20 protein-coding genes are annotated in these 14,768 nt (G+C 63.0%); 6 read left to right on the forward strand and 14 right to left on the reverse strand.

Features of this window, described 5'->3' with window-relative positions; translation table 11 throughout:
* Nucleotides 1–39 precede the first annotated feature (39 nt).
* Genes BLU35_RS36205 through BLU35_RS21095 form a run of 3 tightly spaced genes read left to right on the forward strand, consistent with a single transcriptional unit; the run spans nucleotide 40 to nucleotide 980 of the window.
* Nucleotides 40–318 carry a sigma factor gene (locus BLU35_RS36205; protein WP_244495499.1) on the forward strand — a complete coding sequence of 93 codons (279 nt, stop codon included), beginning with the start codon at nucleotides 40–42 and terminating at the stop codon, nucleotides 316–318.
* A 38-nt stretch (nucleotides 319–356) separates the two neighbouring features.
* A complete protein-coding gene (locus BLU35_RS36210) occupies nucleotides 357–671 on the forward strand; it encodes a hypothetical protein (protein WP_286161575.1) in 315 nt (104 codons plus the stop codon).
* 21 nt (nucleotides 672–692) lie between these two features.
* Entirely contained in the window at nucleotides 693–980 is a 288-nt protein-coding gene (locus tag BLU35_RS21095; protein WP_286161576.1) for a VOC family protein, read from the forward strand.
* Between the two features lie 195 nt (nucleotides 981–1,175).
* On the opposite strand, the gene BLU35_RS21100 is transcribed toward BLU35_RS21095, so the two are convergent.
* The 3 genes from BLU35_RS21100 to BLU35_RS21110 all read right to left on the reverse strand — a co-directional run bounded on the left by BLU35_RS21100 (nucleotide 1,176) and on the right by BLU35_RS21110 (nucleotide 4,160).
* A complete protein-coding gene (locus tag BLU35_RS21100; RefSeq protein ID WP_093234354.1) occupies nucleotides 1,176–2,429 on the reverse strand; it encodes an aminopeptidase in 1,254 nt (417 codons plus the stop codon).
* 87 nt (nucleotides 2,430–2,516) lie between these two features.
* On the reverse strand, nucleotides 2,517–3,395 hold the full coding sequence (locus tag BLU35_RS21105) for an MBL fold metallo-hydrolase (protein WP_176907348.1): 879 nt from the start codon (nucleotides 3,393–3,395) through the stop codon (nucleotides 2,517–2,519).
* A gap of 93 nt (nucleotides 3,396–3,488) precedes the next feature.
* Nucleotides 3,489–4,160, reverse strand: a complete 672-nt coding sequence (locus BLU35_RS21110) for a glutathione S-transferase family protein (protein ID WP_093234356.1) — start codon at nucleotides 4,158–4,160, stop codon at nucleotides 3,489–3,491.
* A gap of 82 nt (nucleotides 4,161–4,242) precedes the next feature.
* On the opposite strand from BLU35_RS21110, the gene BLU35_RS21115 reads away from it, so the two are divergent.
* Entirely contained in the window at nucleotides 4,243–4,698 is a 456-nt protein-coding gene (locus BLU35_RS21115) for a MarR family winged helix-turn-helix transcriptional regulator (RefSeq protein WP_286161577.1), read from the forward strand.
* 286 nt (nucleotides 4,699–4,984) lie between these two features.
* On the opposite strand, the gene BLU35_RS21120 is transcribed toward BLU35_RS21115, so the two are convergent.
* The 5 genes from BLU35_RS21120 to tatA all read right to left on the reverse strand — a co-directional run bounded on the left by BLU35_RS21120 (nucleotide 4,985) and on the right by tatA (nucleotide 8,471).
* Nucleotides 4,985–5,572 carry a dual specificity protein phosphatase family protein gene (locus tag BLU35_RS21120; RefSeq protein WP_093234358.1) on the reverse strand — a complete coding sequence of 196 codons (588 nt, stop codon included), beginning with the start codon at nucleotides 5,570–5,572 and terminating at the stop codon, nucleotides 4,985–4,987.
* A gap of 126 nt (nucleotides 5,573–5,698) precedes the next feature.
* Nucleotides 5,699–6,172: a Cys-tRNA(Pro) deacylase gene (ybaK, locus tag BLU35_RS21125; protein ID WP_093234359.1), complete on the reverse strand. Its 474-nt coding sequence runs from the start codon at nucleotides 6,170–6,172 to the stop codon at nucleotides 5,699–5,701.
* Between the two features lie 21 nt (nucleotides 6,173–6,193).
* Nucleotides 6,194–6,538, reverse strand: coding sequence for an ArsC family reductase (locus tag BLU35_RS21130; RefSeq protein WP_093234360.1), 345 nt, complete (start codon nucleotides 6,536–6,538; stop codon nucleotides 6,194–6,196).
* A 123-nt stretch (nucleotides 6,539–6,661) separates the two neighbouring features.
* A complete protein-coding gene (locus BLU35_RS21135; RefSeq protein WP_093234361.1) occupies nucleotides 6,662–7,294 on the reverse strand; it encodes a YitT family protein in 633 nt (210 codons plus the stop codon).
* Between the two features lie 7 nt (nucleotides 7,295–7,301).
* The gene (gene tatA / locus BLU35_RS21140; protein WP_093234362.1) at nucleotides 7,302–8,471 is read right to left on the reverse strand and encodes a tyrosine aminotransferase; all 1,170 of its coding nucleotides are present in this window, start codon (nucleotides 8,469–8,471) and stop codon (nucleotides 7,302–7,304) included.
* A 209-nt stretch (nucleotides 8,472–8,680) separates the two neighbouring features.
* Between tatA and BLU35_RS21145 the strand changes: the two genes are divergently transcribed.
* Nucleotides 8,681–9,163 (forward strand): Lrp/AsnC family transcriptional regulator, encoded by a 483-nt coding sequence (locus tag BLU35_RS21145; protein ID WP_093234363.1) that lies wholly within the window; start codon nucleotides 8,681–8,683, stop codon nucleotides 9,161–9,163.
* A gap of 41 nt (nucleotides 9,164–9,204) precedes the next feature.
* On the opposite strand, the gene BLU35_RS21150 is transcribed toward BLU35_RS21145, so the two are convergent.
* A complete protein-coding gene (locus BLU35_RS21150) occupies nucleotides 9,205–10,263 on the reverse strand; it encodes a succinylglutamate desuccinylase/aspartoacylase family protein (RefSeq protein WP_093234364.1) in 1,059 nt (352 codons plus the stop codon).
* 172 nt (nucleotides 10,264–10,435) lie between these two features.
* Here BLU35_RS21150 and BLU35_RS21155 point away from each other — a divergent pair, with 172 nt between their 5' ends.
* Nucleotides 10,436–11,062, forward strand: a complete 627-nt coding sequence (locus BLU35_RS21155; protein WP_093234365.1) for a glutathione S-transferase family protein — start codon at nucleotides 10,436–10,438, stop codon at nucleotides 11,060–11,062.
* A 105-nt stretch (nucleotides 11,063–11,167) separates the two neighbouring features.
* Here BLU35_RS21155 and BLU35_RS21160 read toward each other — a convergent pair whose 3' ends face one another.
* The 5 genes from BLU35_RS21160 to BLU35_RS21180 form a co-directional block, all read right to left on the reverse strand.
* Complete coding sequence (locus BLU35_RS21160; RefSeq protein ID WP_093234366.1) at nucleotides 11,168–12,079, reverse strand: alpha/beta fold hydrolase; 912 nt, start codon at nucleotides 12,077–12,079, stop codon at nucleotides 11,168–11,170.
* Nucleotides 12,080–12,293: 214 nt separating this feature from the next.
* On the reverse strand, nucleotides 12,294–12,707 hold the full coding sequence (locus tag BLU35_RS21165) for a GFA family protein (protein WP_093234367.1): 414 nt from the start codon (nucleotides 12,705–12,707) through the stop codon (nucleotides 12,294–12,296).
* Nucleotides 12,708–12,830: 123 nt separating this feature from the next.
* Nucleotides 12,831–13,298: an SRPBCC family protein gene (locus tag BLU35_RS21170; protein WP_058324578.1), complete on the reverse strand. Its 468-nt coding sequence runs from the start codon at nucleotides 13,296–13,298 to the stop codon at nucleotides 12,831–12,833.
* On the reverse strand, nucleotides 13,295–13,624 hold the full coding sequence (locus tag BLU35_RS21175; protein ID WP_057248239.1) for an ArsR/SmtB family transcription factor: 330 nt from the start codon (nucleotides 13,622–13,624) through the stop codon (nucleotides 13,295–13,297). Before BLU35_RS21175 ends, BLU35_RS21170 begins: the two co-directional genes overlap by 4 nt.
* Nucleotides 13,625–13,780: 156 nt before the next feature.
* Nucleotides 13,781–14,539 carry an alpha/beta fold hydrolase gene (locus BLU35_RS21180; protein ID WP_093234368.1) on the reverse strand — a complete coding sequence of 253 codons (759 nt, stop codon included), beginning with the start codon at nucleotides 14,537–14,539 and terminating at the stop codon, nucleotides 13,781–13,783.
* Nucleotides 14,540–14,768 lie beyond the last annotated feature (229 nt).

Genomic DNA, 14,768 nt, shown 5'->3' on the forward strand with positions numbered 1-14,768 from the left:
GCGCTTCACATTGCCGGGAACCTCAATCCCTGAGCCCTGATGACCGAGCACCTGACGCCGGCGCACTATTTCGATCTCCTCCGCTTCGCCAAGCGCCAGACCCGCCGTGCGGCCGAAGCGGAGGATTTGCTGCATGAAGCGTTGATCGTGGCGCTCAAGGCAAAGCGCTTCCCCACGTTGGTGATCGCGCCTGGTTCCGCGGTGTCATTCGCAAGCTCGCCGCGATGCAGGCGCGCACGGCCGCTCGTCGTCTTCGGCGCGAGCGATAGGCGCCTGAGCCGGAAACGCAGGGCGCGGCGGCGTCGAGCGATCCTCTAAGCTTTGCGGCCACGCTCGCGCCCAGTCTCAGGATCGTGATGCTGCTCGCCATTGCCGGTCATAACCGACTGGAGATCCGCCATCTCCTCAAGATTTCCGACGAGGCGCTGCGTCAGCGCATCCTGCTGCTGCGCCGAGCCTGGCGCGATGCCGGCCACCTCGAGACCAATCTGGAACTTACCGGGCTGCGTTATCCGCTGGAAAGCGGCTGCATCCGCCAGGCATTGCTGCCGGTCACCCGCAGCGGCCGTGCCGCCTTTGCCAGCCACGATCCCGATGGTCACCTCTTCGCGGTCAATTTTTCTTCGCGTGCGTCTCACGAAAAGGCGGCCGGCGGCAACAAGCCGGCGTAACCAACAGAAACGGAGCAACCAATGCTGTCGAAACCACGTATCGGAGCCATGTGCTACTATGTCCAGGAGATCTCCCGGACGGAAGCCTTCTATCGCGATGTGCTTGGTCCTGAGGTGCAGCGGATGGATGACGATGAAGCCGGCGTCTGGCTGATGGCCGCCATCGAAAACAACGTCGAGCTGATCTTCTTTGTCACCGAAAGCAAGCCGGCAATACGCCGATCGTCGTCTTCGATCTCGCTGAAGGCGGTATCGACGACGTGGTCGGTGGTCTCGCTGAAAAAGGCACCACGATCGTCACGCCTGTGAGCCACGCGCCGGGCGGTTGGTCGGCAGAATTCGCCGATCCTGATGGACACGTCCTGTCACTCTATCAGTCGGCGGAGATGCCGCGCCTCAAGCGTGCCGCCAACGGCTAAGCGGCCACGCTTGTTGAAGAATGGCCGCCGCATTTGCTGCGGCGGCCGCAGGCCCGTCAGAAGGGACCACTCCGGGAGGGAGGCCTCAGGCCCACTCGCCCTGGCGCATGACCGGGACGCGGCTGCCGTCGGCGCGCACGCCGTCGATATCCACCTGGCCTGAGCCGATCATCCAATCGATGTGGATCAGGCTCGAATTGCCGCCTTGGGCGCGGATCTGTTCCGGCGTCAGCTTGGTATCGTCGACGAAGCAGCCGGAATAGCACTGGCCGAGTGCGATGTGGCAGGAGGCGTTTTCGTCGAACAGGGTGTTGTAGAAGAGGATGCCGCTTGCCGAGATCGGCGAGGAATGCGGCACCAGCGCCACTTCGCCGAGCCGGCGTGCACCCTCGTCTGTATCGAGCACCTTGTTCAGCACTTCCTCACCGCGCGAGGCCTTCGCCTCGACGATCCGGCCGCCTTCGAAGCGCACCTGGATATTGTCGATCAGCGTTCCCTGGTGCGACAGCGGCTTGGTCGAGGAGACATGGCCCTCGACGCGCAGCGCATGCGGCGTCGTGAAGACTTCTTCAGTCGGGATGTTCGGGTTGCAGGTCACGCCGTTCTTGGCCTCCGATGCGCCGCCGCACCACAGGTGACCATCGGCCAAGCCCACGGTCAGGTCGGTGCCGGGGCCGGTGAAGTGCAGTGCTGCGAAACGCTCGCCATTCAGCCAGGCCGAGCGCCGGGCGAGATTGGCATTATGCTCTTTCCAGGCGACGACCGGGTCGGCGACATCGACGCGCGAGGCGGCGAAAATGGCGTTCGCAAGCTTCTCGACAGCAACGTCTTCCGCATCGTTCGGGAAGACGAGCTTTGCCCAGGACGGGTTCGGGTAGGAAACGATGTTCCAGTTGATGTCGAAGTTCGAGATCTTTTCGAGCGCCGGCTTGTAGGCGATCGAGTTCGCCTTGTTGGCGCGCGCGACCTTGGCCGGGTCCTGCGTCGACAACATCATCGGATTATCGCCGGAGATCGCCAGGCGCGCCGCACCGCCGGCAAAGGCCTTGGCCATGCCGTCGAAGAGCCAGTCGCTCGCCCGGTCGAAGCTTTCGTCGGGAGCGTAGGCATAGCGCGCCAGCGTCGTGTCTTCATCGGAGTAGAGGGTCGTCACCAGTCCGGCACCCGCCTTGTAGGCGTGCTTGGTGATGAGGCGGACGAGTGGCATTGCCGCCACCGGCGCGGTCATCACCAGGTCCTGGCCGCGCTGCAGCTGCAGGCCGACCTGGATCGCGACTTCCGCAAGCTTGTCGAGTTTCACCGGATCGATGGGATTGGGCGTATTGGCGGGATAGGTCATGATCTGCCTGTCTATTGAATCGGAAGAAGAAGATTTAGAGCGCTTTGCGGCGAAAATGAAGGTTGGTGGTCATCATGCGGTCCCAAGTTAATCCGTCCTGAGAGCGGCCTGCAACCGTTCGACATTGCTCCGGTGCACCGCCTCGTAGGGTTCGAAATGGAGGATCGCGCCTGAGGCGATCTCCTCGGCGGCGAAATCCTTGAGCGTGCCGATAGGGGTGCCGGCCGCGATCGCGTCGGTCAGCCGTTCGATGTAAAGGCGATTGGCATCGATGAGCTCCGGCCCGTAGCCGCCCGCGGCGATGCGCTCGCGGTCGCCGTGAGCGGGCAGGATCCTTTCGATCGGCCATTGCCGCAGCCGCTCGAGTTCGGCGACATGCGTCGCCGTCTGGTCAGCCTCGCTGATATAGGTTGTTGTATCCTCGAGCGTATCGCCGGCGAGCAGCAGTTTTTCCTCGGGCAGCCAGATGACGTTGCCGTCGGCGCTGTGGATGGCGAAGTGGTGCAGCTCGACCCGACGTTCGCCGACCGTAAGCGCGAGCGTCCGTTCGAACAGCCGGTTCGGCATGACGAGGGGCTGGATCGGTGGCGTCGCCGCCTCGATCTTTTCGCGGTTTTCGTGAAGTCTCTCCGCCGTCAGCTTCAGCGCGATGATCTCGCAATCGGCAAAGACCGCGTTTCCGGCCACGTGGTCCTTGTGCCAATGGCTGAGCACGACGCGGATCGAGGTGACGCCGAGGCTTTCGAGGTGATTGCGGATCGCCCGGGCATGGTCGAGCGAAATATGCGTGTCATAGACCAGCGCCTCCTTGCCGTCGACGATGGCATAGGAGGCGATGCCGAGTTCATAGGCACCGTCATCAAGCCAGTTCGGCGCCTCTGAATGAAGCCGTACGCCGGCGACACGCCCGTCGTAATAGGCATAGACGCCGGGGTAGGGCTCAAGAATCATCAAGGTCGAAGTCATGTCCGTCACGTTGCGCTCCTCCAGCAAGGCTTGGGCACTGTCATAGGGCAGTCCCACGCCAAACTGAAGGACGACATGACTAGACTTATCGGCCTACGCCCGGCGGGCACGCAGCAGATAGGCGTCGTGATCCCTGAGGAAGGCCATCAGCCGCTCGCTGTAATCGGCCGTTACCGCCGCCTTGACGCTCGGCCGTTCGGCAAGCGCCTTGCGCCAGGCGCTGATACGATCGAGCCCGTCGAAGATGCCGTGATCGGCAAGCGTGTCGAAAAGATCGAAATAGCGGAAGATCGGCGCGAAGACCGCATCGACGAGCGAAAACTTCGTGCCGGCGAAATAGGGCCCGTGGCCGAGCGTCGCTTCGATGGTCGCAAACTTGTCGGCGAGCGCCTTGCGCTTCTGCTCGTAGGTTTCCTGGTCCTTGGCAGTCTCGAAGCCCCAGAGATCCGAAAGGATCGACGAACCAAACTCCATCCAGCCGCGATGCCGGGCGCGCTCCAGCGCATCTTCAGGGTGAAGCTTCGGGCCGGCTTGGCTTTCCTCGACGTACTCGGCGATAACAGAGCTTTCGAACAGCACGGTTTCGCCGCCTTGCTGCGGCACCTGCAGCAGCGGCACCTTACCGAGCGGTGAGATCTTCAGGAACCAGTCAGGCTTGGCTTTGAGGTCGATATAGGTCCGCTCGAACCGAACGCCTTTTTCGTCGAGCGCGATCGACGCACGTTGCACATAGGGGCAGAGGTGGTGGCTGACGAGGGTAAGCATGGCAGTCTCCCGGTTGAACAAGTAGATGCATTTGCATGTATGTGGGCTTGCTTCGATTTTCAAGATGGATGTAATTGCATCTATGGCAGATGAGACAAAAAACGACCGAGAGCGTCCCCGACCGGAAACCACGGAAGCCTGGATCGGGCTGATGCGTGCGCGTGAGCGGGTGCTTGCGCGGATCGAGGCCGATTTCAAGGCTTCAGGCTTGCCGCCGCTCGGCTGGTACGACGTGTTGTGGGAGCTGGTGCAAGCGGAAGGTGGCCGGCTGCGTCCCTTCGAGATCGAGGCGCGCACGTTGCTTGCGCAATACAATCTCTCGCGCCTGATCGATCGGCTGGTGAAGGAAGGGCTCGTCCGCCGCGAAACCTTCGACGCCGATGGTCGGGGCCAGTGGGTGGTGATCACCGAGGCCGGACGGGCGATGCGGGCGCGCATGTGGCTGACCTATGGCCCATCGATCGAGGCCCATGTCGGCGCCAGACTGACCGAAGCGGAGGCGCGGCATTTGGCCGGGCTGCTGGCGAAGCTCAGGTAAGGCGTTTCAAGCGTGCAACGGCTTCGCGTCTCCGCAATGCCAGGTAATCGGACTGCCGCCTGTGTGCAAGTTTGCCCCTCACCCTAGCCCTCTCCCCGCAGGCGGGGAGAGGGGACGTGCCACGCTGTCGAACGGAGACACTGTGAGGAGGAAATCGACGGAGATACTTGCTGTTGAGGTGAGCGGTTGCCGCGAGTCTCCTTCGCCCCGTCTGCGGGGAGAAGGTGGCCGGCAGGCCGGATGAGGGGCATGGGGCAGCAAGCGCCAATCTATGACGCCTTCGTCCTCAGCTATTCAGCCCGAACGACTTCTCCAGCGCTTCCCAGGTTTCGTCCATGGCAAAGGTGCCCGAGAGATAGGGGAGCGCGACATGGCCGTAGAGCGGCGAAAGCTGCCACTCGGCCGTCTCTTCGTCGACGCCGGCGATCTGTTGCAGGTAGATCGTCGAGACGAGACCGGTGCGGTCGGCGCCGGCCTTGCAGTGGATCAGCAGCGGCTTCGGCGCGTCCCGGAGGATCGCCATCAGCGCGTCGGTTTCCTTCCGGTCGATCTCTGCCGAGGCGGACATGGGAAAGTTGATGAGCCGGATACCGTTACGCTCGGCGGCGGCAACCTCGTCGCGGTACCAGCGCTCGTCCGGTTTCTCGCCACGCAGGTTGAGAATGGTGCGGATACCGTAGCCCTTGGAATAGGCGGCGATCGCCTCAGGGCTTGGCTGCGCCGAACGATAGACCTCACCAGCGACGAGCGTGTGGAAATTGCCGGTCCATTGCAGGCCGACGAGATAGAGCGCCAAGGCTGCACCAAGCGCACCCGTGACGACGACGAGGCGTTTCAAAAGACGCTTCGCGCGCGGATACCTTGCAGATGCCATGAAACAACTCCGAAGCGACCCCACGCTCCTAGCTGTGAGCGGGCTGCGGGCGAAAAACCTTGGATGTTTTCCTCGTCCCGCTTTGCCTGCTCCTATAGGCCATCCGAGATATTTTGAAGGCAAAGATCAGGCGATCAGCGGTGCGGCGATCGCCCTCAGTGCGGCCTGTGCGTCGCGCGGCGCGAGCCGCACTTGCAGCCCGCGCTGGCCGCCATTGATATAGACCTGCGCCTCGGCAAGTGCGGCCTCCTCGATCGCCGTCGGCACGAGCTTTTTCTGACCGAACGGGCTGATGCCGCCGACATGGTAGCCGGTGAGGCGCTCGGCATCGGCCGGCTTCATCATGGCGGCCGACTTGCCGCCAAAGGCGCTAGCAAGCTTCTTCATGCTCACCTCCCGGTCGGAGGGCACGACGCAGCAGACCGGCTTGCCGTCCACTTCTGCCATCAGCGTCTTCAGCACCCGGCTCGGATCTTCGCCGAGCGCTTCCGCCGCCTGCAGGCCGACGCGTTCGGCATTGGGGTCGTAGTCGTAGCTGTGCACGCTGAAGGTGACACCGGCCTTCGAGAGCGTCTGCGTGGCGCGCGTGGTCTTCGACATCGTTTGGCTCCGGCTGAGGCGTTACAGCGCTGCCTCGTAGAGGTCAGGCTTGAAGTCGATCAAGAGATTGCCGTCGGCCTCGAGCACCGGGCGCTTGATCATCGAGGGCTGCGCCAGCATCAGCGCAATTGCCTTTTCCTGGTCAAGGTCCTGCTTGTCGGCGTTGTCGAGCTTGCGGAAGGTCGTGCCGGCGCGGTTCAGCACCGTTTCCCACCCGGCTTCCTTGCACCAGCGTTCGAGGTGCGGGCGGTCGATCCCCTCGGCCTTGTAGTCGTGAAAGCGATAGTCAATGCCCCGGCCTTCGAGCCAGGTGCGCGCTTTCTTCATCGTGTCGCAGTTCTTGATGCCGTAAACCGTTACCGTCATTCCATGCCCCAAGCCGCTGTGAGCAATTCCGGGCCGGACGAGACCGTCCGGAATCGCGCAATTTCAAAGAGTGGCCGGATTGATAGCGTCCCGGAGAGCCCGAGGGAAGACGTTGACCTTGCCTCAGGTCACGCCGGCGTAGCGGCCCGGCCTGTGGTTGATCGCCAGTGTCATGTTGACGACGGCTGCACCCACGACCGAAAGCACGAGGTTTGCGGGTGGCAGCACGAAGTAGGCGGCGGCAAGGATGGCGAGATCGACCGCGAGCTGGAAGTAACCGGCGCGGACGCCGAATTTTTCCTGGAGATAGATCGCTACGATGTTGATGCCGCCGAGCCCGGTGCGATGGCGGAAGAGGATGAGCAGGCCCGTGCCCATCAGTCCGCCGCCAACAACCGCCGCATAGATGGGATCGAGCCGGGCGATCTCTACCCAACCGGCCGTTAGCCGCGAAAACAGCGACACCAGACTGACGGCGATGAAGGTGCGCAGCGCAAACATCCAGCCGAGCCGTTTGACCGCCAGGATGTAGAAGGGCAGGTTGACGAGGGAGAAGACCAGCCAGAACTCGGCCCCGGTTGCATACTGCAAAAGCAGCGCCAGGCCGGAGGTACTGCCCGTCAAGAGCATCGCCTTGCTGTAGATGATGACGCCGAGCGACATGATCAGCGTGCCCATGAGAATCGCTAGCGCATCCTCATAGAGGCGATGGCGTTCTACCGGGGCTTCGGACACGTCGATGCTGCGCTCGGCCATCTTATCCTCAGAGGTTCCTAAACTTGGCGATGACGCTCTCGACTTCCGCCGTCTTCAGGCCGGCGATGTTGATGCGGCCGGAGCCGGGCATGTAGATGCCGTGCTCGTTCCGGAGCCGCATGACATCGGCCTCTGTGAGCGGCAGCAGCGAGAACATGCCTTCCTGGCTGGCGACGGCGCCGAGCGCCTGCCAGCGGTCGCGCAAGCCTTCGGCGAGCGCCCGTCGGATGTTGGTGATGCGCAGCCGCATGGTTTCGAGCTCTTCCTTCCAGTCGCGCTGAAGATCCGCGTCGGAAAGGATCAAACGCACGATGGCGGCGCCATGATCCGGCGGCATCGAATAGCTGGTGCGCGCGAGGCCGGCGAGGTTGGAGCGGACCGTATCGGCCGAGGACGACGAGGTCGTCACCGCGAAGATCGCGCCGGCGCGCTCGCGATAGAGGCCGAAGGACTTGGAGCAGGAAACGGCAACCAGTGCCTCGGGCACGACGCCGATCAGGTGGCGAAGGCCGGCGACATCCTCGTCGAGGCCCCGGCCGAAACCCTGATAGGCGAGATCGACGAGCGGCAACAGGCCGCGTTCGGCGATAACGGCGGCAAGCTCCATCCACTGCGCTTCGGTAATCACGCCGCCGGTCGGGTTATGGCAGCCCGCATGCAGCAATACGGCGTCGCCGGCGGAGGCTCCCTGCAGCGCGGTGATCATGTTGTCGAAGAGCACCGTCTGTGTTGGTACATCGAAGAACGGGTAGCCGGCGGCTTCAAGGCCGGCCGTCTTGAAGATGCTCGCATGGTTCGGCCAGCTCGGCAGGCCGATCCAGATGCGCTTGCCGCCCATCTGATGGATGAGGTCGGCTGCGAGCCTGAGAGCACCGGAACCCCCCGGCGTCTGCACGCCGGCAATGTGGCTGCGATCGACGGTGTCGCCGCCGACCAGCGTCCAGAGATGATCGATAAAGACGAGGTCGCCTTCCGGGCCGACATAGGCCTTGCTGTCCTGGGTTTCGAGCAACCGCTTCTCGGCCGCCTTGACGGCGCGGAAGATCGGCGTGTGGCCGGTTTCGTCGCGGTAGACGCCGACGCCGAGATCGACCTTTCCGGGGCGTTCGTCCTTGCGGTAGAGCCCGATCAGGGCCAGCAACGGATCGTCGGGTTGGCGGGTCAGTGCGTCGAACATGCCGGAAAATCCCCCTTGAATGGCAGCGATGCGTTATCGGTCGAGAATGCCTGCCGGCCGCCGTTCCTCCGGCTTGCCCTGCGGCTTCCTTCTTAAGTCAGGATCAGCGCAAAATCGATGCGATTTTTGCCGCAGAAGCAATATCGACAGCGTGCTATTTGCGCAAAACTCTGGAATTGATTTGCTGATTTGCGCGTTGGAGCATGGTGATGGTTGAAAAGGTGGCGATGGAACTGGATCAGGTCGACCGACGCATCATCCGTCTGCTCGTCGAGGATGCGTCGTTGAGCAACAACGAGCTCGCAGCCCGAGTCGGTCTCTCGCCGGCGCCGCTGTCGCGCCGCCTCGCCAGGCTCTATGCGACGGGTGTCATCCGCCAGACGGTCGTGGTCGATCCCAAGGCCGGCGGTGTCGGCTTTCAGGCCTTTGTCGAGGTCACGCTGGAGCGCACTGCGAGCAAGGTCGGTCACCGTTTCATCGAGTTGGTTTCGCGCATGCCTGAGGTGGTGGAATGCCACACGGTTGCCGGCGACTTCGATTTTCTCCTGAAGATCGCCGTGCGCGATGTCGCCGACTACAAGCGCCTGCTATGGAGCGAGTTCGAGCAGATCGCCGAGATCAAGACGCTGCGCTCGACCATCCTTCTCGATAGCCCAAAGATGACAGCCGCCACCTTGGGTGACGGCCGCTGAATGAGGCGATTGGGGACGGCTTCGCGCTTCCTCGGGATTGCTTAGGCTTCGAGCGGTCCCGGCTTGCGCGTGGCGTTGGAGGGCTGAGCGCAGGCGATCTTCATCAGGTCCGAACGTCGGCGTGCAAGGCGGGTCGAGACGCGGGTGACGATCAGCCCATCCTGCGGAGCGTGCACGTCGAGCGAGCCGTCGAGCCGGCCGGGACGGGTGAGAATGGTCGCGAGCAGGTCACCGGCCTTTACGCTTTCGCCGATGTCGCGATGGAACAGGATGGCGCCCGCCTCCGGCGCGCGGATCATCTCGATGTTGTCGAGGGGGGCGACGATGCCGGCGAACGGCGCGATCGCCTCTTCGTCACCGGTAACGACGCCGCGGGCGACGAGGAAGCGGAAGACACCCTCTGCGTCCTTACGGGCAAGCTCCGGATAGACGTCGCGCGTGCCGCGAAGCTCGACGGTGACCGAGAGGCGTCCCGGAAGACGCGCCTTCTTCTGCCCGGTCTCATACTTCCAGGCATAGGCGACAGCTTCCTCGAAGGCGGAACTTTCGCCGTCCGAGAGGAAGACCGCTTCCATGTCGAGCGCAGAAGCGAGGTCGCCCGCCTCCGGCCAGAAGGCATCGTCGATATAGGCGTATTGCAGCGCCTCGTCGTCGCAGTGAAGGTCGAGCATCAGGTCGGCGCCGAGCGCCATATGCAGCAGCTGGCGCTTCAGCCGGTCGGTCGCCGAATAACGATCGAGATCCTCGATGAGGTAGTCCCGGTCGGCAAGCGAGATCAGCGGGAAATCGCGGTTGAAGTTGGTGCGTGAGCCGAGGTCGAAGCGGCCCTGCAACTCGCCGAAATGCGATTGCGCCGTGCCGATCGGATTTGCCTGCGGCACGACTGTGATGTCGCCGAGGATGGCGCCGTCTTTTTCTGCCTGCTGCAGCTTTTCGAGCAGGAAATGCGCCAGCGCGGTGCCCGGCAACTCGTTGGCGTGCAGCGCCGCCTGGATATAGGTCTTCGGTGCCGCGGCATTCCTGCCCTTGAAGCGGTAGACAGGCAGGCGCCATTCGATGCCGGACGTATCGCCGGCGATGATGATTTCGGAAATGTCCATGGGCTCCTCCCGTATCGTTTTGTTGGTGGCGCTTATCGGCATTCCAACGGCGCTCCGCAAGTCGCTAAGAACTGGGGTGCGGAATCGGGTTGCGCCGAAGTCGCTCTGGCTTTGACCTCCGGGGAAGGCCTATTGTTCCCAGAAACCGCCAGCACAGGCAGGAGACGGCAAAATGATCCTGATCGGCCAATACGACTCTCCGTTCGTTCGTCGCGTGGGCATCGCGCTCACGCTCTACGGTATCCCCTTCGAACACCGCCCCTGGTCGTCCTTCGGCAACGACGACGAGATTCGAGCCCACAATCCGCTGACGCGCGTGCCGACCCTGGTGCTGGACGATGGGCTGGCGCTCACCGACAGCCACATCATCCTCGACTATCTCGATAGCCTCGTTTCCGACGATCAGGTCATGTTCCCGCGAACCGAGCCGGCACGACATCGGGCACTCCGGATCGCCACGCTCGCGACCGGCCTTGGCGACAAGGCGGTCAGTCTTTTCTACGAGAAACGCCTGCATGGCGAAGTCTCGGCGCTCTGGGTCGATCGCTGCCGCCGCCAGATCGAGGAAACGCTCGGCGTGCTCGAGGCGAGCCGTGCGCAAGGCCAGAGCGAATACTGGTTCTCGGAGCGCATCGGTCATGTCGATATCGCCGTTGCGGTCGTCCTGCGGTTCCTTAACGACGTGCATACCGATCTTGTGGCGATCTCGAACTACCCTCATCTGCAGGCACATGCGCAGAAGCTGGAAGCGCTCCCCGTGTTCCAGACGATCAGCCAACCTTTCATTCCGCCCGCTTGAGGCTTCAGCGCGCTCCGGCGAGCGGCAAAGTGCAGCAATGCCGCGCGTCGGAGAGGACGCGCGGCGATCTCGATCGGCAATGCTGGCTGGCTTCAGGCGCTCCGGCTACTCGGCGTCGAGGAAGCTGCGGATCGCTTTCACCGTGGCTTCCGGTTGCTCCTCCATCAGCCAGTGGCCGGATGCCGGAATGACCACGCCCGTGACGTTTTCGGCAGCCGCGCTGGCAACGACGGCCATCGTGGGGCCGAAGGATTTTTCGCCGCCAACGGCCAGAACCGGCATGCCGAGTTTGCCCTGCTTCAGGAGGGCCTGGTTGTCGGTCGCGTCCTGGTCGAAGGCTGCGAACTGGGCGAAACCGGCGCGCATCGCCCCCGGCTGGGCATAGAGCTTGGCGTAGTGTTCGCGCGATGCTTCGTCCCACTTCTTCGGGTCGGCGGAGAATTCGTTCCAGAAGCGATCGAGATAGATGCGCTCGCGGCCGGCAACCAGGCGCTCCATGTCAGGCCCGCCAAAACGGAAGTGCCAGAGCAGCGGGTTTTTGAGGATCTCTTCCCAAGGGCCGATGCCGGGAAGCGGCGCATCCATGAGCACAAGTTTTGTCGTCCGGGACGGGTACTGCGCGGCAAATTGGTAGCCGACCATGTTGCCGATGTCGTGCGCGACAACGTCGACCTTTTCCGCCTTCAAGGCGTCGAGCACGCCGGCGATATCTTTTGCTTCGTTCTTCTTGTCGTAGCCGGTTGCCGGTTTCTCAGAGAGCCCCATGCCCCTGAGGTCGGGCACGATGACGCGGTGGTCGCGGGCAAGCTCGGCGGCAAGCGGCGCCCACATGTCGCCGGTCTCGCCATAGCCGTGCAGCAGCACGACGGTTGGCCCGGACCCGCCGATGCGGACGTGAAGGGTGGTACCGTTGGTGGCGATGTCCTCGGTGGTGAAGGTCGCCGGGTAGGGGTGAACGTCGGCCAGGGCCGGGGCGGCAAGGGCGATGGCTGTGCTGGCAATGAGGGAACGGAGCATTCTGTCTCTCCTGTTTGTCGGTATGTGCCAAGAGGCGTTTCGATAAGCAGAAGATGACATTGGGCCGTTGTTCGAACTAGTAGCCGAAAAGCGGAGTTATTGTTCGCCTTTGCCGAACGCCGTGCGGTCTTGCCCTCGTTCCCAGCGAGTAGCGACCAGATGGGTGTGGGCGGGCACTCCAAGGCCCGCCCTGCGAAACCTTCGATTGGCTGTCCTACGCCGGCGGCATCTTCTCGAATTTGGTCAGGGCCGGGTCGAGATGGTCCCAGTCATGGCCGCGTATGCCGTAGGTCACGACCTGAGGCTTGTAGCGGCTGGGATCGTCGAGGCTTGCCGCGCGAATGGTGAAGAACTCGGGCATGGCCGAGAAGGTCATGTAGACCGGTGAGCCGCAGGTGGGACAGAAGCTGCGCGTTTTCACATGGCCGCTTTCGGCGACCATGTCCCAGTGCGTGGCTTCGCCTTCGAGCTTCACCCCGTCGCGGCGGAACGTCATATGTGAACCATGCCCGGTTCCGCTCTCCTGCTGGCAGTCGCGGCACTGGCAGTCGTTGGAGAAAACCGGTTCTCCGGAGATTTCGTAGCGGATCGCACCGCAGGCGCATCCGCCGATATAGGACTTGCTCATACATTCCTCCTGTTTCGGGCACGGCAAAGCCTGGCGCGCGGCCGTAAGGGCGACGCCGACCATTCTCTTTGCTCGTTCGGGTTGGTGAGGTGCCGGATCGCCGTGACGATCCGGCTTTAGCATTTAGTGCTGTTCGTCGGTGACAGAGCCGAGGCGCGACAGGACCTTCGTCCAGCCCTCGCTCATGTTCTTGTAGGCGCTGTCGTTCTTCGGCGTGACGAAGCCGGAATGCACAAGGCGAAGACGGGTGCCGTTGTCGACCTTTGCCAGCGTCCAGGTGACGACCGTATCGAGGCGGGAGCCGTAGCCGGTATTGCCCTCGTGCCCGCCCTGCCAGGAGTAGACGAAGCGCTCATGCGGACGCACCTCCAGCACCTGGCAACGGATCGTCCCGTCCCAGGCGCCGGCCGGCGTCGTCTGGAAGGTGAAATGCGTGCCCTCCACGGGTTGAAAGCCCGTCGGCGGCATGATCCATCGGCCCATCAGGTCGCCGTTGGTCAGCGTCTTCCAGATCGTCTCGGGCGTATGCGGAAACACCTCGTCGACGACGATGTCTTGCGTCTCGGACTTCAGAACTGCTGCGTCGGTCATGGATCAATCTCCTTGAGAAGTGTGCGTAGGTCGGCAAAGCGCTCGCGCCAGAAGGTGCCGTAGTGGCTCATCCAGTCGACGAGCGGCGCCAGGCCTTCGGGCTCGGCGCGGTAATAGACGTTGCGGCCCTCCGGACGCTCGGCGACGAGACCCGCCTGCTTCAGCGATTTGAGGTGCTGGGAAATCGCGCCCTGCGTCACGCCGCTGCCGCGGGTGAGCTCGACCACGGTGATTTCCTCGGCATTGGCGATGCGCTCGAAGACGGCGCGCCTTGTCGGGTCGGCAAGGGCGCGCATGACGGCGGTGATGGGGGCGGTTTCAATCATCATGGCTAAATCATTAGTGTAGGCTGATTGATTAGTCAACACTATTTGTTTCGCCCGGCGCTCCTGAAACGATAAGGCTGTCGTCCGAGTTTGGGTTCGAGACGCGGGGCGCCACCCAAGGTGCGCCCCCTTTGTATTGTTGTCGGTTGAGGTTGCTTATTCGCTGGCTTGAGCGGCCTGTTCGATAAGCGCTGCGACGGCATCGGGCTTCGAGACGTAGACGGCGTGGCTGCCGGATGTTTCGACGACGGTGGAGCCGGCGCGTTTTGCCATCTGGCGCTGGGCGGCCGGCGGGATCATGTGGTCGTCGGTGGCGACCAGATAGAAGCTCGGCTTTTCCTTCCAGGCCGGCGCGGTGACGGCACCGGCTGCCGCTTCCACGCCCCACGGCACCTGGGAGTCGGCCATGAAGGCTGCAATCTCGGGATCGACGTCGGCCGCGAAGGCGGCGGCGAATTTCGCCTTGTCGAGTGCCAGGAAACCAACGACCGGCGGCAGGATCGGCGGAACGGAGGCGCCGGCCGGCGGGTTGGCGATCAGCGTGGAAACGGACTCGCCCTTATCCGGCGCGAAGGCGGCGATATAGACGACGGCCTTCACCTTTTCGTCGGTGCCGGCTTCGGAAACGACCACGCCGCCATAGGAGTGGCCGACGAGTACGACCGGGCCGTCCTGTGCGGCGATCGCGCGCTTGGTGACGGCGACGTCATCGGCAAGCGACAGGGTCGGGTTCTGGACGATGGTGACGTTGTAGCCGTCCTTCTTGAGGATGTTGTAGACGCCCTGCCAGCCGGAGCCATCGACGAAGCCGCCGTGAACGAGCACGACATTCTTGGTGGCGGGGGCGGCCTCAGCCGGCGTCAGCGCGCTTGCGGAGAGGGCGAAAGCCGCGGCGGTGATGATGGACTTGATCATTTTCGGGTCTCCTTGGTTGAGTTTGTTTCCGCGAAAATCGTTATCGCGATAATCATCGTATACGCCGACTCGATTTCGTTGTAAAGATACTTTTTATCGCGATATTGATTTTCGCAACACAAGGTTCGAACTGCGCCAAGGAGGTGGCATGAAAGAGCGCCCGCCCACTGAGAGAACGGATCACTGAGATGCAGGTGATGATCGAGGGACAGTCACGCTTCCAGCCTGT

Origin of the sequence: Sinorhizobium sp. NFACC03 (assembly GCF_900103435.1) — a bacterium.
Lineage (GTDB): Bacteria > Pseudomonadota > Alphaproteobacteria > Rhizobiales > Rhizobiaceae > Ensifer.